General features: G+C 34.6%; 13 protein-coding genes. 6 read left to right on the top strand and 7 right to left on the bottom strand.

Annotation, left to right across the window (positions count from 1 at the left end; genetic code table 11):
• Window positions 1-27: 27 nt before the first annotated feature.
• The 4 genes from sufC to BUC29_RS03605 form a co-directional block, all read right to left on the bottom strand.
• Entirely contained in the window at window positions 28-774 is a 747-nt protein-coding gene (gene sufC / locus BUC29_RS03620) for a Fe-S cluster assembly ATPase SufC (RefSeq protein ID WP_008466070.1), read from the bottom strand.
• An 11-nt stretch (window positions 775-785) separates the two neighbouring features.
• Window positions 786-1,274 (bottom strand): flavodoxin family protein, encoded by a 489-nt coding sequence (locus tag BUC29_RS03615; RefSeq protein ID WP_073413406.1) that lies wholly within the window; start codon window positions 1,272-1,274, stop codon window positions 786-788.
• Between the two features lie 7 nt (window positions 1,275-1,281).
• Window positions 1,282-2,730 (bottom strand): Fe-S cluster assembly protein SufB, encoded by a 1,449-nt coding sequence (gene sufB / locus BUC29_RS03610; RefSeq protein ID WP_073413405.1) that lies wholly within the window; start codon window positions 2,728-2,730, stop codon window positions 1,282-1,284.
• An 89-nt stretch (window positions 2,731-2,819) separates the two neighbouring features.
• Window positions 2,820-3,149 (bottom strand): HesB/IscA family protein, encoded by a 330-nt coding sequence (locus BUC29_RS03605; RefSeq protein ID WP_073413404.1) that lies wholly within the window; start codon window positions 3,147-3,149, stop codon window positions 2,820-2,822.
• A gap of 372 nt (window positions 3,150-3,521) precedes the next feature.
• Between BUC29_RS03605 and BUC29_RS03600 the strand changes: the two genes are divergently transcribed.
• The 4 genes from BUC29_RS03600 to BUC29_RS03585 all read left to right on the top strand — a co-directional run bounded on the left by BUC29_RS03600 (window position 3,522) and on the right by BUC29_RS03585 (window position 9,114).
• Window positions 3,522-4,451 (top strand): hypothetical protein, encoded by a 930-nt coding sequence (locus BUC29_RS03600; RefSeq protein ID WP_244160757.1) that lies wholly within the window; start codon window positions 3,522-3,524, stop codon window positions 4,449-4,451.
• An 81-nt stretch (window positions 4,452-4,532) separates the two neighbouring features.
• Window positions 4,533-5,390, top strand: a complete 858-nt coding sequence (locus BUC29_RS03595) for an MBL fold metallo-hydrolase (RefSeq protein WP_073413403.1) — start codon at window positions 4,533-4,535, stop codon at window positions 5,388-5,390.
• 139 nt (window positions 5,391-5,529) lie between these two features.
• Window positions 5,530-7,167 carry a S8 family peptidase gene (locus BUC29_RS03590; RefSeq protein WP_073413402.1) on the top strand — a complete coding sequence of 546 codons (1,638 nt, stop codon included), beginning with the start codon at window positions 5,530-5,532 and terminating at the stop codon, window positions 7,165-7,167.
• Window positions 7,168-7,233: 66 nt separating this feature from the next.
• Complete coding sequence (locus tag BUC29_RS03585; RefSeq protein ID WP_073413400.1) at window positions 7,234-9,114, top strand: M1 family metallopeptidase; 1,881 nt, start codon at window positions 7,234-7,236, stop codon at window positions 9,112-9,114.
• Between the two features lie 86 nt (window positions 9,115-9,200).
• Here the strand turns inward: BUC29_RS03585 and BUC29_RS03580 are convergent, their stop codons facing one another.
• Together BUC29_RS03580 and BUC29_RS03575 are read right to left on the bottom strand one after the other, a co-directional pair.
• Window positions 9,201-10,397, bottom strand: a complete 1,197-nt coding sequence (locus BUC29_RS03580; RefSeq protein WP_073413608.1) for a DUF418 domain-containing protein — start codon at window positions 10,395-10,397, stop codon at window positions 9,201-9,203.
• A 175-nt stretch (window positions 10,398-10,572) separates the two neighbouring features.
• Entirely contained in the window at window positions 10,573-11,511 is a 939-nt protein-coding gene (locus BUC29_RS03575) for an L-threonine 3-dehydrogenase (protein WP_073413398.1), read from the bottom strand.
• Between the two features lie 305 nt (window positions 11,512-11,816).
• On the opposite strand from BUC29_RS03575, the gene BUC29_RS03570 reads away from it, so the two are divergent.
• Together BUC29_RS03570 and mfd are read left to right on the top strand one after the other, a co-directional pair.
• A complete protein-coding gene (locus tag BUC29_RS03570) occupies window positions 11,817-12,425 on the top strand; it encodes a hypothetical protein (protein ID WP_073413396.1) in 609 nt (202 codons plus the stop codon).
• On the top strand, window positions 12,418-15,783 hold the full coding sequence (gene mfd, locus BUC29_RS03565) for a transcription-repair coupling factor (RefSeq protein WP_073413394.1): 3,366 nt from the start codon (window positions 12,418-12,420) through the stop codon (window positions 15,781-15,783). Before BUC29_RS03570 ends, mfd begins: the two co-directional genes overlap by 8 nt.
• 120 nt (window positions 15,784-15,903) lie before the next feature.
• On the opposite strand, the gene BUC29_RS03560 is transcribed toward mfd, so the two are convergent.
• Window positions 15,904-19,269, bottom strand: a complete 3,366-nt coding sequence (locus BUC29_RS03560; protein WP_073413392.1) for an Ig-like domain-containing protein — start codon at window positions 19,267-19,269, stop codon at window positions 15,904-15,906.
• Window positions 19,270-19,301 lie beyond the last annotated feature (32 nt).

The raw sequence follows: 19,301 nt of genomic DNA, 5'->3' as shown, positions 1-19,301 counted from the left end.
CTTTATGACTTTTGACTTTCAGACTGACTAATTCTCTGCCTTAATCCAGTCGTATCCTTTTTCTTCCAACTCGTAAGCCAATTCTTTTCCGCCAGATTTTACGATTCTTCCGTTGTACAAAACGTGAACGAAATCAGGAACGATATAATCTAACAAACGTTGGTAGTGCGTGATTACAATAATCGCGTTTTTGTCGCTTTTTAATTTGTTTACTCCGTTAGCGACAATTCTTAAAGCATCGATATCAAGACCAGAATCGGTTTCGTCAAGGATAGCTAATTTTGGCTCTAACATTGCCATTTGGAAAATCTCGTTTCTTTTTTTCTCTCCTCCGGAAAAACCTTCATTTAAAGAACGAGATAAAAATTTACGGTCGATTTCTAATAATTCAGATTTCTCACGAATTACTTTCAGCATTTCGTTTGCAGGCATTTCTTCTTGTCCGTTTGCTTTACGAGTTTCGTTGATAGCAGTTTTCATAAAGTTAGTTACACTAACTCCAGGAATTTCTACCGGATATTGAAACGAAAGAAAAACACCTTTGTGTGCTCTTTCTTCAGGAGCTAAATCAGCAAGATCTTCTCCGTCAAGGATAACTTCTCCGTCTGTAACTTCATAGTTTTCGTTTCCTGCAATAACAGCAGAAAGTGTACTTTTTCCAGAACCGTTTGGTCCCATGATAGCGTGTACTTCGCCAGCTTTAACTTCTATATTAATTCCTTTTAGGATTTCTTTATCACCAATCGCGGCGTGAAGGTTTTTTATTGATAACATTGTTTTTTATTTTATATAAATGTCAATTCTATTTTTGTTTGTTGGTTTAGGATATTGGCATTAAAATGCGCGTGCCCTAAATATTCCATGCCTAAATAATCGGCTGTTTTTTTAAACGGAATGTAAAAACTGTCTTCGATTTCATTATCGTGTGAATTTGATATCACGCCGATTTTCTTTCCTCTAAGTTTTCTTCCGGTTTCTTTCTCAATTCGGATTAAATCTGAAAAACGATCAAAGAAAACCTTCAAAATTCCGCTCATATTATACCAATATACAGGCGTTGCAAAAATTAAAGTATCGTAATTTTCGATTATTCCTTTTATTAAAGGGAAAAAATCATCTTCTCTGTTTTTGCTTTCGTAATCGTAATAAGAAATATTAAAATCACTTAGATTTATTACTTCTATTCCGTGTTCTTTCGAAATTTCGTCCACAATTTTTGTTGTGTTTCCGTTTTTTCGTGATGAACCTAAAATGATTACTTTTTTACTTTCCATCTTCAAATTATCCAACAGAACCTTCTAAAGAAATTTCTAATAATTTTTGAGCTTCAACAGCAAATTCCATTGGCAATTTGTTCAATACATCTTTACTGAAACCGTTTACAATTAAGGCAATCGCTTTTTCAGTTGGAATACCTCTTTGGTTGCAGTAGAAAACCTGATCTTCTCCGATTTTACTTGTAGTTGCTTCGTGCTCAATTTTTGCTGTTGGATTTTTACTTTCGATATAAGGGAAAGTATGTGCTCCACAATTGTTCCCCATTAATAATGAGTCACATTGAGAAAAGTTTCTTGCATTCTCAGCTCTTGGAGAGATTTGCACTAAACCACGGTAGCTATTTTGTGATTTTCCAGCCGAAATACCTTTAGAAATAATAGTCGATTTAGTATTTTTTCCTAAATGGATCATTTTTGTTCCAGTATCTGCTTGTTGGAAATTATTGGTAACAGCGATTGAATAAAATTCTCCTACTGAATTATCTCCTTTAAGTACACAAGAAGGATATTTCCAAGTCACAGCAGAACCTGTTTCAACTTGCGTCCATGAAATTTTAGCGTTTGTTTCGCATAAACCTCTTTTAGTTACAAAGTTGTAAACTCCACCTTTTCCTTCTTTGTTTCCTGGGAACCAGTTTTGAACGGTAGAATATTTAATTTCAGCATCATCCAAAGCGATTAATTCAACTACAGCAGCGTGCAATTGATTTTCGTCACGACTTGGTGCAGTACATCCTTCTAAATAAGAAACGTAGCTTCCTTCATCAGCAATAACCAGAGTTCTTTCGAATTGTCCAGTTCCAGCTTGATTGATTCTAAAATAAGTTGAAAGTTCCATTGGGCATTTAACGCCTTTTGGAATATAACAGAAACTTCCATCAGAGAAAACTGCTGAGTTTAACGCTGCGTAGAAGTTGTCTTTTTGAGGTACAACAGTTCCTAAATATTTTTTTACTAATTCAGGATGTTCTTTGATTGCTTCAGAAATCGGACAAAAAATAATTCCTTTTTCTGCCAAAGTTTTCTTGAAAGTTGTAGCAACAGAAACAGAATCGACAACAATATCCATTGCGATATTGTTCATTTTTTTCTGTTCGTCAAGAGAAATTCCAAGTTTTTTGTACATCTCTAAAAGTTCTGGATCTACATCGTCCAAAGTTTTATTAGGATCTACTTGTTTTGGAGCTGAATAGTATGAAATTGCCTGAAAATCTGGTTTTTCGTAACTTACGTTTGCCCATTCAGGCTCGATCATTTCTTTCCATGCACGGAAAGCCTCGATGCGCCATTCGGTCATCCATTCAGGCTCTTCTTTTTTAAGAGAAATAGCTCTTACAATCTCCTCGTTTAAGCCAATAGGGAAAGTCTCAGATTCTATATTTGTATAAAATCCGTACTCATATTCTTTAGTTTCCAGTTCGATTTTTAAATCGTCTTCGGTGTATTTGCTCATTATATTTTTAATGTTGTCTTAAAGTTGTAAAGTCCAAAGTTGTAAAGTCACCAGGCAGTCTTTTAGACTTTATGACTTTCGGCTTTTGACTAAAGCGAAAATGATTCTCCGCATCCGCAAGTTCTGCTGGCGTTCGGATTATTGAAAACAAATCCTTTTCCGTTTAATCCGCCAGAGAATTCTAAAATTGTTCCGGCTAGGTACAGAAATGATTTTTTTTCAACAGCTATTTGTATATCGTTGTCTACGAATATTTTGTCATCTTCATTTTTGGTTTTGTCAAATTTTAAGTCATAAGACAAACCAGAGCATCCGCCGCTTTTTACACCTACTCTTACGTAGTCGCTGGCAGCATCAAAACCATCATCAGTCATCAAATCGATGATTTTCTTTTTGGCAGTATCAGAAACCTTTATCATTGTTTTATGGTATTTGTTTTTAAAACTTCATTTAATCTGCATTTAAATAGTAATCAAATTATTACAGTAAATTTAAATGCCAATTTCAGGGTTCAAATGAAATTGTCTGCAAAGATACGACTTAAAAACCTTTTTCCATAACGGTTCACATTATTATAACAAATGTTAAAATAGATAGAAGTTATTTTTACCCCAAAATACATTCCTAAGAGACCTTTATTTACAATATATTTTATTTTTGAAAGAAAAGTCAGATGATTCTGTAAAATATTGATTTTGTGATCATTAAGTTATTGTAAAATGCTAAAAAAACCGTATTTCTACTTGTTCTATCGAATAAAATATTGGTATTTTTGTAATAAATTGTGAAGAATGATAAAGAAAAATTACACAAGTGAATGGATTAGGGTACTTTTTGCAATATTTTTTATTTTTGGAATTGGTGCTACATTTTACATATTTAGCAAAGAGTTAAAGGACGAAGCGGATAAGGTGAAAGCAAGTAATAATGCAATTAAGCTTGTTAATCCTGCCAAAGGATCTAATGCGCAAAAAAGTATACTCGATTCTTTAAATATTTTAAAATTAGAATACGAAGTTGCAATTCTTGAAAAAACAGCACTTTCAGAACAGTTAGCATTCGAAAAAAAGAACGTCGAAAATTTGATGGAAATTATAAAAGCTTCAAATAATCCTTCTACAATTCAAATCAAAATTTACCGGAAACAGCTTTCAGATTTACAGACTGCATTAGCCTCTAAAGTGACAGAAATTAAAACTTTAAAATCCCAAAATAAAAACCTGCTTACAGAAATTGAAACTCAAAATGTTGTAATGTACAAGCAAAAAGCTGCAAATGATACTTTGATTTCAAATCAAAAAAAATTAGAATCGACGATAAAAGATGCTTCCAAACTGTTTCTCAATAATTTTAAAGTAGTAGCTATGAAGGAGAAAAAGTCAGGAAAAGAACAGGAAACAGATAAAGCAAAAAGTGCAGATAAACTTAAAATCAGTTTTTCGGTAAATGGAAATGCAATTGCCAAAACAGGAAAAAGAGTATTTTATATTCAGGTTTTAGATCAGAAAAATACTGTTTTGGGAGAAAATAAATTAATCGAATTTGGCAATGACAAAGCTTTGGTTTACAGTTTTATAGTTGCTGCAGACTTTCAGGGAAAACCTCTAAACGTTTATGGAGTTTTAAATTCTGATGGAAATCAATTTAAAAAAGGAACTTATTTTGTCAACTTCTTCGACAAACAAGAAATAATGGGGAGCGCTTCTATTACTTTAGAATAATCGCATTTGAGTTTTAAAGAGAAATTTTAGCAAAAGGAAACAGGATTTCCTAGCTTTGTTTCTTATTAGAAATTTAAACTCATGAAACTATACCCAATAGAATCCGGAAATTTTAAGTTAGACGGCGGCGCAATGTTTGGCGTTGTTCCTAAAACGATTTGGAATAAAACCAATCCGGCCGATGAAAATAATCTAATTGATATCGCAGCGCGCTGTTTGCTTATTGAAGATGGAAACCGTTTGATTTTAATTGATACCGGAATGGGAAATAAACAATCGGAGAAGTTCTTTGGTTATTATTCGTTATGGGGATCACATTCAATTGATAAATCGCTGGCTAAATATGGTTTTCACCGAGATGATATTACCGATATTTTTATGACGCATTTGCATTTTGATCATTGTGGAGGAAGTGTTCAGTGGAATTCTGATAAGACTTTTTACGAACCGGCTTTTAAAAACGCAAAATTCTGGACAAATGAAAATCACTGGAATTGGGCAACAAAACCAAATGCAAGAGAAAAAGCATCTTTCCTAACAGAAAATATTATCCCGATGCAGGAAAGCGGACAATTGAATTTTATTGAAAGACCTGAAAGTGATTTTGGTTTCTCAAATGAATTAGGTTTCGGAATTTTCTATGCAGACGGTCATACCGAAAAACAGATGATTCCACATATTCAATATCAGGATAAAACCATCGTTTTTTGTGCCGATTTATTGGCAACAGTCGGACATATTCCGCTTCCGTATGTAATGGGTTACGATACAAGACCGCTTTTAACTCTTGACGAAAAAGCTAAATTTTTGAATGCTGCGGCTGATAATAATTATTATTTGTTTTTAGAGCATGATGCTCACAATCAGATGATAACGGTTGAACATACTGAAAAAGGTGTGAGATTGAAAGAGGTTTTTACTTGTAAAGATATTTTTTAATTTCTCTGTACGAATAATATGTATTAGTACTCATAAAATTCGCTATAATTTCATAACACAGTGTTAACAGTTAGCTTTTTGTAACAAAAAAGCATAATTTAGACCCATCTTTTAACTTTACAATTATATTTATAGATACATGAGTCATATAAAACCTCTTAAATTGTCTGCTTTTGCATTACTTGTTTTAGCAGGCTGCAGCGCTACTATGCAAGCGCAAGTTTCAGCTCCTAAAGAGTTTATTACAGCACCATTAACTGTTGTAAAAAAAGCGCCGGTTAGCGAAAATGAATTAAAAAGATGGAGTCATCTTGACTTAATAAAAGATTCAATTCCGGGAATGAGTGTTGATAAGGCTTATGCCGAATTGCTTCAGGGAAAAACAGGTAAAAAAGTTATAGTAGGAATTGTAGATTCTGGTGTTGATATCGAACACGAAGATCTAAAAGGAATGATTTGGACAAATCCAAAAGAAATTCCAGGAAACGGAATCGATGATGATAAAAACGGTTTTATTGATGATGTTCACGGATGGAATTTCCTTGGAAATGCTGTTGCCGAAAATCTTGAAATGACCCGTATCATCAAAAAGAAAGATGATGGTTCGGCAGAATATAAACAAGCTTTAGCGCAATATACTGAGAAATACGAAAAAGCTTTAAAAGATAAAGAACAAGTTGATTTTTTACTTGATGTGCATTCTACAATCAAAAAAGAATTAAATAAAACAACATATAAAGTCGAAGATTTAGCAACCATTACTTCTACAGATCCAAAAGTAGCGAGAAGTAAAATGATTATGACACAGATCTTCACAAATGCAGGCCCGACTTTTGATCCTGAGGCTGAGCTTGAAGATTACAGAGAACATGTTTATGATGAGTTAAACTACAATTTAAACAAAGAATTTGACGGAAGAAAAGTGGTAGGTGATAACCCGGAAGATATCAAAGACAATCATTATGGGAATAATATTGTTTTTGGTCCGGACAAAGAAAAAGCGCTTCACGGAACTCACGTTGCCGGAATTATTGCACAAGTTCGAGGCAATAATTTAGGTGGAGACGGAATTACAAATAATGTTGAAATTCTAACAGTAAGAGCCGTTCCGGACGGAGATGAATATGATAAAGATATCGCTTTAGCAATTCGTTATGCAGTTGATAATGGAGCAAAAGTAATCAACGGAAGTTTCGGAAAAAGTTTTTCTCCTCACAAAGACTGGGTTTATGATGCTATTAAATATGCAGCTAAAAAAGATGTTTTAATTGTTCATGCTGCTGGTAACGATGGTTACAATATTGATGAAACAAAAAACATCAATTACCCAAATGATTCTAAAGATAACGTAAAAGAATTTGCAGATAATGTTATCACAATTGGTGCGATTAACAAACAATATGGAGAAAATGTTGTAGCATCATTTTCGAACTTCGGAAAAATAAATGTAGACGTTTTTGCCCCAGGTGAAGAAATTTATGCAACAGTTCCAAACAATAAATACAAATATTTGCAGGGAACTTCAATGGCGTCTCCAAATGCAGCTGGTGTTGCCGCTTTGATTCGTTCTTATTATCCAAAATTAAAAGCTTCTCAGGTTAAGAAAATTTTAATGGATTCGGGAGTTGCGCTTCCTGCAAAAGTTGTTTTGGGAGAAGAAAATCCAGATACAGGCCAAAAGCCTGCACCAGTTTCTTCTGCAGAATCATCAAAAACAGCAAAAATGGTAAACGCTTACAATGCTTTATTAATGGCTGAAAAAATGTCAAAAAAATAAAAAACACATAGAATACTAATCCAATGGAAGAGCCGCAGCTCTTCCATTTTCATTATTAAAATTAACATGCGAAAAATTATTTTACTTTCTTTTTTGAGCTTAGGTTTAAACTCTGCTTTTGCCCAAAGTGCCCCATATTGGCAGCAGCACGCCGATTATAAAATGGAGGTTTCAATGGATGTAAAAAACTATCAGTACAAAGGGAAGCAAGAATTGGTTTATACCAATAATTCTCCTGATACTTTAAGAAAAGTGTTTTATCATTTATATCCAAATGCTTTTCAGCCGGGAAGTGAAATGGATGCTCGTCTTCATTTTATCAAAGATCCTGACGGAAGAATGGTAAACAAAGTAAAAACTGCTGACGGAAAAGAAGTAAAACAAAGCCGAATTGAAACTTTAAAACCAAATGAAATTGGGTACTTAAAAATTGCTAACTTCAAACAAGACGGTGTTTCTGCTCAGACAAGAGTTTCAAATACAGTTTTAGAAGTAACTTTACCTAAACCAATTTTACCAAATTCTAAAACTACTTTTACATTAGATTTTGATGGTCAGGTTCCGGTTCAGATTCGTCGTTCTGGAAGAAATAATTCTGAAGGAGTCGAACTTTCTATGTCGCAATGGTATCCAAAATTAGCCGAATTTGATTTTGAAGGCTGGCATGCAGATCCTTATATTGCAAGAGAATTTCACGGTGTTTGGGGAAATTTTGATGTAAAAATTACCATTGACAAAGAGTACACAATTGGTGGTTCTGGATATTTGCAAGACAAAAACTCAATTGGGCATGGTTACGAAGACGCTGGTGTAACAGTTGTTTATCCTAAAAAAACAAAAACACTTACATGGCATTTTATTGCGCCAAATGTTCACGATTTTACATGGGCTGCAGACAAAGAATATACACATGATATTGTAAAAGGACCAAATGATGTCGATTTGCATTTCTTCTACAAAAACAACGAAAAAACGACCGCAAACTGGAAACAGTTAGAACCTTTAATGGTAAAAGTGATGGATTATTACAACCACAGAGTAGGAGCATATCCATACAAACAATATTCATTTATTCAGGGAGGTGACGGCGGAATGGAGTATGCAATGTGTACTTTAATGTTAGGAAACGGAACTCTTGAAGGAATTCTGGGAACAGCAACGCACGAATTAGGACACTCTTGGTTCCAGCATATTTTAGCTTCAAACGAATCAAAACACCCTTGGATGGATGAAGGCTTTACAACGTATATCGAAGACAGTGCCTTGAATGAATTAAAAGGAGATAAAAAAGAAACAAATCCGTTTAAAGGAACTTATGCTGCATATTACAGTTTAGTTAATTCTGGAAAAGAACAACCACAGACAACACACGGAGATCGTTATGATGAAAACCGTCCGTATAGTATTTCATCTTATGTAAAAGGATGCATCTTCTTGGCACAATTAGAATATGTAATAGGAAAAGAAAATCTGGATGCTACTTTAAAAAGATATTACAGCGATTTTAAATTCAAACATCCAACTCCAAACGATATTAAAAGAACAGCAGAAAGAGTTTCGGGAGCAGAGCTCGACTGGTATTTAGTAGATTGGGCGCAAACTACTAACACGATCGATTACGGAATCAAAGATGTTGCTGATAATGCAGGAAAAACAACCATTACTTTAGAAAGAATTGGAAGAATGCCAATGCCTATCGATCTAAAAGTAGATTATACTGACGGAACTTCTGAAACATTCTACATTCCGTTAAGAATGATGAATTTCATTAAACCAAATCCAAATCCAAACGAGAAAAGAACAGTTGTTGATGACTGGGCTTGGGCAATGTCAAACTATAGTTTTACGATTGATAAAAACAAAACAGCAATCAAAAAAATCACAATTGATCCTAGCGGATTAATGGCTGATGTAAAACCTGCTAACAATGTTTTTGAAGTGAAATAATTCAAAATAAACTTAAAAAGTAAAAGCCCTTAAATTTAGTTTTTAAGGGCTTTTTATTTCAAATTTATTTCAAAAATCGTTAAGAATTATATCGTTTTTATATCGGCAGTAATTTCCTGCTGTGTTTTTTTTAAAGGAAACCATTCTCTGTAACTTGCAGATCTCCATAACCATTCAATTGGACCGTAATTGTATTTTGAAAGCCACCATTTGCTTATAAACAATTGAATAATAAATATAAAAACAGCCAGTAAAAAGTAAAACCAATACGGCATTGAATCTGCAATTCCTAAACCAATTCCTGAGAAAATAAAAGCGGCCAGTATATTTTGGCTCATGTAATTGGTTAACGTCATTTTTCCGCCGGCACTAAAATAGCCGAAAACAGTTTTTAGCTTTCCATTATTGTATAAAAGGCAGATTGATGTTGATATAAAAATCATTGTGCTTAAAACCAGCCAGTAAAGCGGATGGAAAACTTTTAGAAATCCTGCTTTATAAATTATAGCAATATTAAATACAATACCGATAATAACCGCGCAAATAAAGCTGCTTATGCAAACGTATTTCAGGAGTTTCTTTAATTCTGTCAAGCGGTTGAAAAAATTTATTTTTTGAAGCAAAAATCCAAAAAGCATACAGCCCAGCATTACATAATGAGCCGTAATAGCATAACCCGGAATAATGATTTGTTCATAAAATGAAGCAAGGAGATGAAACCTGAAAAAATCAATCCAGTTCCCGGAATGATAGAGTTTTAAGTATTCGGGATTTGTTGCAATAGCTGGGTGTTCGATTTTTAGACCATTTACATACGCCATGACAAATGGAATTGTGAGTATAATCACGGCAGAAATAATGGCTAAAGTTTTGGCAGAACATCTGTAAAAAAGTAATAAAACCAGTCCTAAAAAGGCATAATCTTTTAAAATGTCACCCAGCCAAAAAGCCGAATTAATAAAAGCTAAAATAAATAGTAATACCATTCGCCACGCAAAAAAAGCGACAGGATTTTTCCCTTTAGAAGCTACATTATTAATTAAAACGGCAAATCCGTAGCCAAATAAAAGAGTTAATAATGTCCAGGATTTTGCTGCAAAAAAATACCGGTTTACAAATTGAAGCACTTGAGAAAAGGTATCATGCTTAATTTCTTTTTCTATACCGATGTATAAAAAATCCACATAGTTGCCAATGGCTACGCCCAATATTGCCCAGCCCCGAAGTATGTCGACAATTGCAGTTCTTTTGCTTTGTTCGACAGGATAATAAGAATTTGTCATTTGATTGATGTTTTTGTTGTGATTTTGATTGATGATTTTGAAATAAATATGAAATATATTTAACGCAACCAAAAATAATAAATTATACAACCAAAGTTTTTCTTACAATGATAATTTATAAAAAAAGCGTGTTATTTTAGAATAACACGCTTTTATAATTTTTACTTTTTCCGGATTATCGTAAATGTTCCAGCATATCCTTTGTCATAGATTCAAGATCAAATTTATGATTCCATCCCCAGTCTTCTCTTGCTTCAGCATCGTCGATACTTGCCGGCCAGCTGTCTGCAATTTTCTGACGGAAATCAGGATTATAAGTAATTTCAAATTCCGGGATATGTTTTTTGATTTCAGCAGCAATTTCTGTTGGAGTAAAACTCATCGCAGCTAAATTATATGAAGAATGTATTTTAATTTGTTCTGTCGGAGCTTTCATAATATTAATTGTCGCATCGATCGCATCATCCATGTACATCATCGGCATTTTAGTTTCAGATGAAAGGAAGCATTCGTATTTTTTATCGGCAATAGCCTTATAAAAAATATCAACAGCATAATCTGTAGTTCCGCCGCCCGGAGGTGTAGACCAGCTTATTAAGCCCGGATAGCGAATACTGCGAACGTCAACACCATAAATATTATGATAATATTCGCACCATCTTTCACCCGCTTGTTTGCTGATTCCGTAAACAGTAGAAGGTTCCATAATAGTATATTGTGGTGTGTTTTCTTTTGGAGTTGTTGGTCCGAAAACGGCAATACTCGAAGGCCAGAAAATCTTTTGAATCTTTTTAGCTTTCGCTAAATTCAAAACATGAAAAAGAGAATTCATATTCAAATCCCAAGCAAAAGCCGGATTTTTTTCTGCTGTTGCAGACAAAAGTGCCGCCATCAGATAAACATCAGTAATTTTATGAACTTCTACCAAATGTTCGATTTGATTAAAATCTAAAGCATTTACCACTTCAAAAGGGCCTGAATTAACAACATCAGTATTTAATTTTCGAATATCAGAAGCGATCACATTTTCGGTTCCGTATAATTTACGCAGTTTTTGAGTCAGTTCAGTTCCAATCTGACCGCAGGCGCCTATGATTAATATTTTTGGGTTCATTTGTTTAGATTTAGTGTTGCAAATATAACGTTTTCGTAAATATCAACGTTTTTTCAAACATTAAATTATAAAATTAACAATAATAAAGATCGTTTTTTAGATTATTCTCTAAGACAAATTTTGCGTCTGCAATTATTAATAGCCACGAATTCACGAATTATTTTTTAAAATTAGATGTAGATAAATTAAAAATTTGTGAATTCGTGGCTATAAAAATTATCTGTTAAATATCAGTTTGAGCAATAGAAATCAGAATTCGTAATTGTAAATTTACTTTGTAACTTTGCACCCTAACATTTTATCAAATGAAATATAAAATAGCGCTGTTTTTACTTTTGATTTTTGCACTGCAATCTTGTCAAAATGAGAATGATAAGCGTCTTGCCGAAAATGAAAAAGAGGCTAAGAAAAACGAAAAGATTTTTAATAACATCAATAAAGCCTGGATTTTTATAGACGAACCAATCAACGAAGTTTCTGAACAAAACGTTAGAAACTGGAATGAATGGCGCGATTTTTTAAAAGAATTAGGAGATAAACCACGAAAAACAATTGGTGCTTTTCAGAAAAAATCAACAGCGATTTCAAAAAAGGCATTAGCTTTAAACAACAATATTCCCTCGCAGTTTAATCAGCCGCAAATAAAAGCGAGAATTGCCATTTTGATTACCAAAGTCAAAATGATGGATTTATTTATTCATCTTAATCAAATTCCGGATGATAAAGTCGCTTTTTTAATTGGTGAAATAAACAAGGAGTTAGTTTCGTTAGAAAGACAAATGGATAAAATTGTCGAGAAAGCCAAAATCCCGAAAGAGGAAGGAGAAGCTGATTTTCTTAGAATGTTAGACACAACACGCGCAATTCCGAATTCTGCGCCGCCACTAGATCAAAATTTACCAAGAGTTGAGTAAAAACGCACTATATACGATATACGACAATTTGCCAAAAGCACTGCAGATTGCGACAAATTTACTAGAAGGAAATCAGATAAAAATGCACCTTAGTGGATTGCTTGGATCTGCAGTTTCCTTTGTAATACGTTCTGTTTTTAAGAAAACAGAATTACCGTTTCTGATTGTTTTAGACAATAAAGAAGAAGCGGCGTATTACCTAAACGATTTGGAGCAGATGATTGGCGAACAGGACGTTTTGTTTTATCCGGCATCATTTCGTCGTCCATACCAAGTTGATGAAACCGATAATGCCAATGTTTTGCTTCGCGCTGAGGTTTTAAATAGAATAAATTCCCGAAAAAAACCAGCTATAATTGTTACATATCCTGAAGCGCTTTTTGAGAAAGTAGTAACGCGTCAGCAATTAGATAAAAACACTTTAAAAGTCTCTTTAAACGATAAAATTTCGATCGATTTTATCAACGAAGTTTTGTTTGAATACGAATTTAAAAGAGTCGATTTTATTACAGAACCCGGAGAATTTTCGGTTCGTGGAGGAATTGTCGATGTCTTTTCTTTTTCAAACGATCATCCGTACAGAATTGAATTCTTCGGAAACGAAGTGGACAGCATCAGAAGTTTTGATGTTGAAACCCAATTATCTGTCGAAACACACAAAAAAATCACGATTATCCCAAATGTTGAAAACAAGATATTTCAGGAAAACCGCGAAAGTTTCTTAGATTATATTGCTGAAAAAACAGTTCTTTTTATTCAAAATACTGATGGCCTTTTCAGTCAGCTGGACAAACAATTTGCAAGGGCAGAAGAAGCTTTTGAAAAACTTTCGAAAGAAATAAAACACGCCGAACCAGAGCAATTATTTTTAAATCAGAGTTCATTTATAAAAAGAGCTTTAGATTTTTCGATTGTAGAATTGGCTTCAAAACCAATTTTTAAAACAACCAAGAAATTCGAATTTCATATTCAGCCTCAGCCATCATTCAACAAACAATTTGATTTATTGTTGAATAATTTGAGCGATAATCATTTTAACGGATACAAGAATTATTTGTTCTGTTCGAATGAAACACAGGCGAAACGTTTTCACGATATTTTTGAATCTTTAGATGAAGCCAATTCTGAGAATATTAGAAAACAGTATAATACGATTGTATTGCCTTTGTACCAAGGTTTTATTGATGAAGAGAATCAAATAACAGCCTATACAGACCATCAGATTTTTGAGCGTTATCATAAATTCAATATTAAAAATGGATATTCTAAAAAACAGAATATCACTTTAAAAGAATTAACAGCACTTTCTGTAGGCGATTATGTAACGCATATCGATCACGGAATTGGTAAGTTTGGCGGATTGCAGAAAATTCAGGTTGAAGGCAAAACGCAAGAAGCCATAAAACTGGTTTATGCGGATAATGATATTGTGTATGTGAGCATTCACTCGCTTCATAAAATTTCCAAATACAACGGAAAAGATGGAACGCCTCCGAAAATCTATAAATTAGGATCGAACGCCTGGAAAGTTTTAAAGCAAAAAACCAAAGCGCGTGTCAAACATATTGCATTCAATTTGATCCAATTATATGCAAAACGAAGATTAGAAAAAGGTTTTCAGTTTGCGCCTGATAGTTATCTTCAAAACGAATTGGAAAGTTCATTTATTTACGAAGATACTCCGGACCAAATGAAATCAACGGCAGAAGTAAAAGCCGATATGGAGAGCGATCGCCCGATGGATCGTTTGGTTTGTGGCGATGTTGGTTTCGGAAAAACAGAAGTTGCCATTCGTGCAGCTTTTAAAGCCGTTGATAATAGTAAACAAGTTGCAGTTTTAGTGCCAACTACGATTTTGGCTTATCAGCATTATAGAACTTTCTCTGAACGTTTGAAAGATATGCCGGTTACAATTGGATATTTAAACCGATTTAGAACTGCAAAACAAAAAACGCAAACCCTAAAAGATTTAGCAGAAGGGAAATTGGATATCGTAATTGGAACACATCAATTAGTAAACAAAAATGTAGTTTTTAAAGACTTAGGTTTATTGATTGTCGATGAGGAACAAAAGTTTGGGGTAAACGTAAAAGATAAATTAAAAACGATTGCTGCAAATGTTGATACGCTTACATTAACTGCAACTCCGATTCCGAGAACTTTACAGTTTTCATTGATGGCGGCACGAGATTTATCGGTAATTACTACGCCTCCACCAAATCGTTATCCGATTGAAACTAATGTTGTTGGTTTTAATGAAGAAATTATCCGTGATGCGATTTCGTATGAAATTCAGCGAAACGGACAAGTTTTCTTCATCAATAATAGAATTGAAAATATAAAAGAAGTCGCAGGAATGATTCAGCGTTTGGTTCCAAATGCAAGAGTCGGAATTGGCCACGGACAAATGGACGGTGCTAAACTCGAAGAATTGATGTTAGGTTTCATGAACGGAGATTTTGATGTTTTGGTAGCCACAACGATTATCGAAAGTGGATTGGATGTGCCAAATGCGAACACGATTTTCATCAACAATGCCAATAATTTCGGATTATCAGATTTGCATCAAATGCGTGGGCGAGTAGGGCGAAGCAATAAAAAAGCATTTTGTTATTTCATCTGTCCGCCGTATTCCTCAATGACCGAAGATGCGAGAAAACGTATTCAGGCGCTGGAACAATTCAGCGAATTGGGAAGTGGTTTCAACATTGCGATGAAAGATTTAGAAATTCGTGGCGCAGGAGATTTATTAGGCGGTGAACAAAGTGGTTTCATTAATGAAATTGGTTTTGATACGTACCAAAAAATCATGAACGAAGCGATCGAAGAATTAAAGGAAAATGAATTCAAAGATTTATATCCTGAGGAAAATGATATTGATACGAAAGACTATGTAAAAGACATTCAAATCGATGCCGATTTTGAGCTTTTATTTCCAGATGAATATATCAATAACGTTTCAGAACGTTTGGTTTTATATAATGAATTAGGCGCAATAAAAGATGAAGCCGGTTTGCAGGAATTCGAAAGAAAACTGATTGACCGTTTCGGACCGTTGCCAAAACAAGCGACTGCATTGCTAAACAGCATTAGAATAAAATGGATTGCTACAAAAGTCGGAATTGAGAAATTAGTGTTGAAACAAGGTAAAATGATTGGTTATTTCGTATCCGATCAGCAGTCAGATTATTATCAATCGGTGAAGTTTAGAAACGTCTTAAATTTTGTTCAAAAACAAAGTTCTCTCTGTAAAATGAAAGAAAAACAAACTGTGAATGGGTTACGTTTGTTATTGACTTTTGAGAATGTGAAGTCTATTAAACGTGCTTTGGAGTTGATGGAGTTGTTTGAGGAGTAAAAGATAGCCACGAATTCACGAATTAATTTTTATAAATCTTTAGAATAATTCGTGAATTCGTGGCAAATAAAAATGGCGTATGAAAATCTCATACGCCATTTAATTTAATCAAAAATAGAATTATTTAACAATCAGTTTTTTAGTCGCTTTAAAATCTTTAGAAATAATATTTACAATATAAATTCCTGAAGCTAAATTGTGATTAATTTTTCCTGATGTAGAAAGTCTTTCAGTCAAAACCGTTCTTCCGTTCATATCTGAAACTGAAATTGCAGCAGAATCTCCGTTTTCTAATTCTGGCAATAAAATATGAAATTCATTGTTCGTTGCCGGATTTGGATAAATTCCAATTACTTTTTCTGAACTTTCATTAATTGTTAAAGCAGATTTTCCTGTTCCAACAGTTGTTGGTTCCAATTGCCATTGTGCACTGTACCAGCCATCTTGAGAATTTCCGTATTGCGCAGAACCTGTCTGATTTTCAATGTGAATAATATTTCCAGTCTGCCATCTGTTTCTTAAACGAACCCACGTTCCGTCAATATAATCGCTAGACCATTGTGCACTCCAGAAAGTAGTATCAGTTATATTAGATTGAACATTTCCAGTTTGACTTTCGATATTCATTAATTCGCCTGTTGCTACATTTTTAAGTACAAAATAAGTTGCATCGATAGCAATTTTTTGCCACTTGTAGCTGTTTCCAGAAACGGTTGTTCCGTAACCAACATTTGCTCCGGCATCAGATAAATAAGCGCCAGTCCATCTGTTTTTGATAGTATAATAAGTTCCTCCAGTTGAAGTTGAAACGGTTACTGCACAAGTTGCAGTTTTGCTTCCGTCAACAGTTGTAACCGTAATTGTTGCCGTTCCATTTGCAACAGCAGTAATTAAACCTGAACTATTTACAGTTGCAACCGCAGTATTGCTTGAACTATAGTTTACCGATTTGTTCGTTGCATTTGCTGGATTAACAGTTGGTGTTAGTTGCTGCGTTCCGCCAACATTTAATGAAGCCGAAGTTGGACTCAAACTCACACTCGTAACGGCAACATTTGCTGTGTTTACAGTTACTGCACAAGTCGCAGTTTTTGCTCCATCCTGAGTTGTAACGGTAATTGTTGCAGAACCTGCAGCGACAGCAGTTATTAATCCTGAACTATTTACAGTTGCTACGGCTGAATTACTTGAACTATAAGTTACCGTTTTATTTGTTGCTGTTGAAGGATTAACAGTTGGTGTTAATTGCTGTGTTGCACCAACTAACAATGTCGAAGTTGTTGGAGATAAAGTTACACTTGTAACCGCAACACCCGTTCCCGGATTTGAGTCGTACCAAGTACTGTTCATATACCATCCATTTTTATCTCTGCTTAAATCTGCAGTTTGGTTAGTTCCATCATTGAAAATTAAATTCGTTGAAGTTACATTTGTAAATGTGTAACTGTACCAACCATTTCCGGCATCTGTCATGTTTACGCCCGGCCAATTTACAGTTGCCAAAACTCCAGTTGGAAGAGTATTCCAATAATAGATTTTAATTCCAGTTCCCCAATTTGATGGTTTATAGAAATATACTGTAAAATTAGTATTCGGATTTACTGTAATTGTTGCCGAAGCCGTTTTATTTCCGTCCTGAGTAGTTGCTGTAATAGTTGCTGTTCCTGCCGAAACTGCAGTTACAAGTCCGCTTGAATTTACCGTTGCAACTGATGTATTGCTTGAAGACCAGGTTACATTTTTGTTTGTTGCATTTGTTGGCGAAACTGTCGCTGTAAGCTGTTGTGTATTTCCAGCATATAAACTTGAAGAAGTTGGTGAAACGGCTACAGAAGAAACAGGAATTGTAGAAACTGTTATGGCAGAAGTGGCGGTTTTGTTTCCGTCAGCAGTAGTAACAGTTATAGTGGCTGTTCCCGTAGAAACTGCCGTAACCAATCCAGAAGCATTTACAGTTGCGACTGCAGTATTGCTTGAAGACCAGCTTACATTTTGGTTTGTTGCATTTGCAGGAGCAATAGCTGCATTTAATTGCTGCGTAGTTCCTAAACCAACAGTTGCTGTTGTAGGACTAACCGAAACACCTGTAACGGCTACAACAGGCGCATTTGTATTGGTTAAAACCAAATATTCGAACGCAGCAAAATTGCGCGTAGAACCCGCTGTTAAAGTTACTGAAGCATTATTGTTATACGGATTTACATAAGTTCCCGCCAATGCTGCCGGAATAACATACGATTTTGATGCATTTCTCAAATTCGACATTACAATTACTTTTTCTGAACCTAATGTTTTAGTGAAAATACTAATGTCATCGTTTGCATATGTAGTCAAATCACCGCGACGTATAGCTGCGCTTTGTGTTCTAAAATTAAGAATCTTAGCAAAATCAGCAGCTGCAGTTGGATTTTGTGACCAGTTGAATTTAAAGCCAGTCCAAGGCCAGTCTGTTTTTGGTTCGTAATCTATTTCCTGCCCGCTCATTAAAAAAGGAACACCCTTCATGTAAGCAGAAACTAAGAAGTTAGCAACGATTCCGTTATGATTTTTGAATGCAACAAATGGTCTTCTTACGCCATCGTCATTTGTATAAGTATCATGATTTCCAGTATATCTAACAATTTGCTGATTTCCGGTTGCTTTAGCATATTCATACGTTGACTGATCCTGAAGTCTCTGAGAAACAGGTCCTCCATTTGCAATATCATACAAACCGCTATGAAACCATCTGTCGCCATAATTCATGTCGAAACCAACCTGAAAGTTTTCTTGTCTGTCACCTTCGGCCAACATTAATAAATTATGAGAAGTTATTCCTCGAAGGTTTGAATTTACTTCAGACCAAAAATCTAAAGGTGGATTGTTGGCATAATCGCAGCGGTAACCATCAATATTGGCTGCGAAAATCCAGTAGCGCATAGCATCTTTAATAGCTGCTCGTGTTGCCGAATTATTAAGATCAAGTGCTGCAATATCACCAAAATTTCCTAATTGTTGAATTGTTGTTCCGGTTCGTTTATAATATTCCGGATGCGAAACTGTCCATCCATGATCCCATGAAGTTCCGTTGATGGCAATATCCAAAATAACGGCCATTCCGCGGCTGTGAGCGCCATCGACTAAAGTTCTTAAATCAGCCAGTGAACCATATTCTGATCCTACAGCTTTAAAATCTTTAATACAATAAGGCGAAGCCGAACTTCGGGAATCAGTTCCGTGTGGGAAAATTGGCATTAAATAAATTACATTGGTACCGAGTGCTTTTATATTATCTAATCGGGCGGTTACTCCGGCTAGATTTCCGTTGGCACTAAACGGACGTATATGAACCTGATACATGTTTATATCTCGTGTATCTGGTACGCCTGCAAATGGCGTTCCGTACTGTGCCGGATCTTGCGCATAAACTGAACTTGCAAATAATAATAGAAAACAGACTAGTGTTTTCGTAATATGAAATAATCTAGTGGTAATTTTGATTTTCATAGTAGTAAATTTTTTTGCATGCTTGTCAGCAT

This window comes from Flavobacterium defluvii, from assembly GCF_900129555.1.
Lineage (GTDB): Bacteria > Bacteroidota > Bacteroidia > Flavobacteriales > Flavobacteriaceae > Flavobacterium > Flavobacterium defluvii.
This window is presented reverse-complemented; position numbering and strand designations above follow the sequence as displayed.

What these genes read in the sequence shown, in the direction of transcription:
- BUC29_RS03560 (WP_073413392.1), bottom strand. Translation starts at nt 19,269, where the DNA reads ATGAAAATCAAAATTACCACTAGATTATTTCATATTACGAAAACACTA.
- BUC29_RS03590 (WP_073413402.1), top strand. Translation starts at nt 5,530, where the DNA reads ATGAGTCATATAAAACCTCTTAAATTGTCTGCTTTTGCATTACTTGTT.
- sufC (WP_008466070.1), bottom strand. Translation starts at nt 774, where the DNA reads ATGTTATCAATAAAAAACCTTCACGCCGCGATTGGTGATAAAGAAATC.
- BUC29_RS03570 (WP_073413396.1), top strand. Translation starts at nt 11,817, where the DNA reads ATGAAATATAAAATAGCGCTGTTTTTACTTTTGATTTTTGCACTGCAA.
- BUC29_RS03615 (WP_073413406.1), bottom strand. Translation starts at nt 1,274, where the DNA reads ATGGAAAGTAAAAAAGTAATCATTTTAGGTTCATCACGAAAAAACGGA.
- BUC29_RS03575 (WP_073413398.1), bottom strand. Translation starts at nt 11,511, where the DNA reads ATGAACCCAAAAATATTAATCATAGGCGCCTGCGGTCAGATTGGAACT.
- BUC29_RS03600 (WP_244160757.1), top strand. Translation starts at nt 3,522, where the DNA reads ATGATAAAGAAAAATTACACAAGTGAATGGATTAGGGTACTTTTTGCA.
- sufB (WP_073413405.1), bottom strand. Translation starts at nt 2,730, where the DNA reads ATGAGCAAATACACCGAAGACGATTTAAAAATCGAACTGGAAACTAAA.
- BUC29_RS03595 (WP_073413403.1), top strand. Translation starts at nt 4,533, where the DNA reads ATGAAACTATACCCAATAGAATCCGGAAATTTTAAGTTAGACGGCGGC.
- BUC29_RS03580 (WP_073413608.1), bottom strand. Translation starts at nt 10,397, where the DNA reads ATGACAAATTCTTATTATCCTGTCGAACAAAGCAAAAGAACTGCAATT.
- BUC29_RS03585 (WP_073413400.1), top strand. Translation starts at nt 7,234, where the DNA reads ATGCGAAAAATTATTTTACTTTCTTTTTTGAGCTTAGGTTTAAACTCT.
- BUC29_RS03605 (WP_073413404.1), bottom strand. Translation starts at nt 3,149, where the DNA reads ATGATAAAGGTTTCTGATACTGCCAAAAAGAAAATCATCGATTTGATG.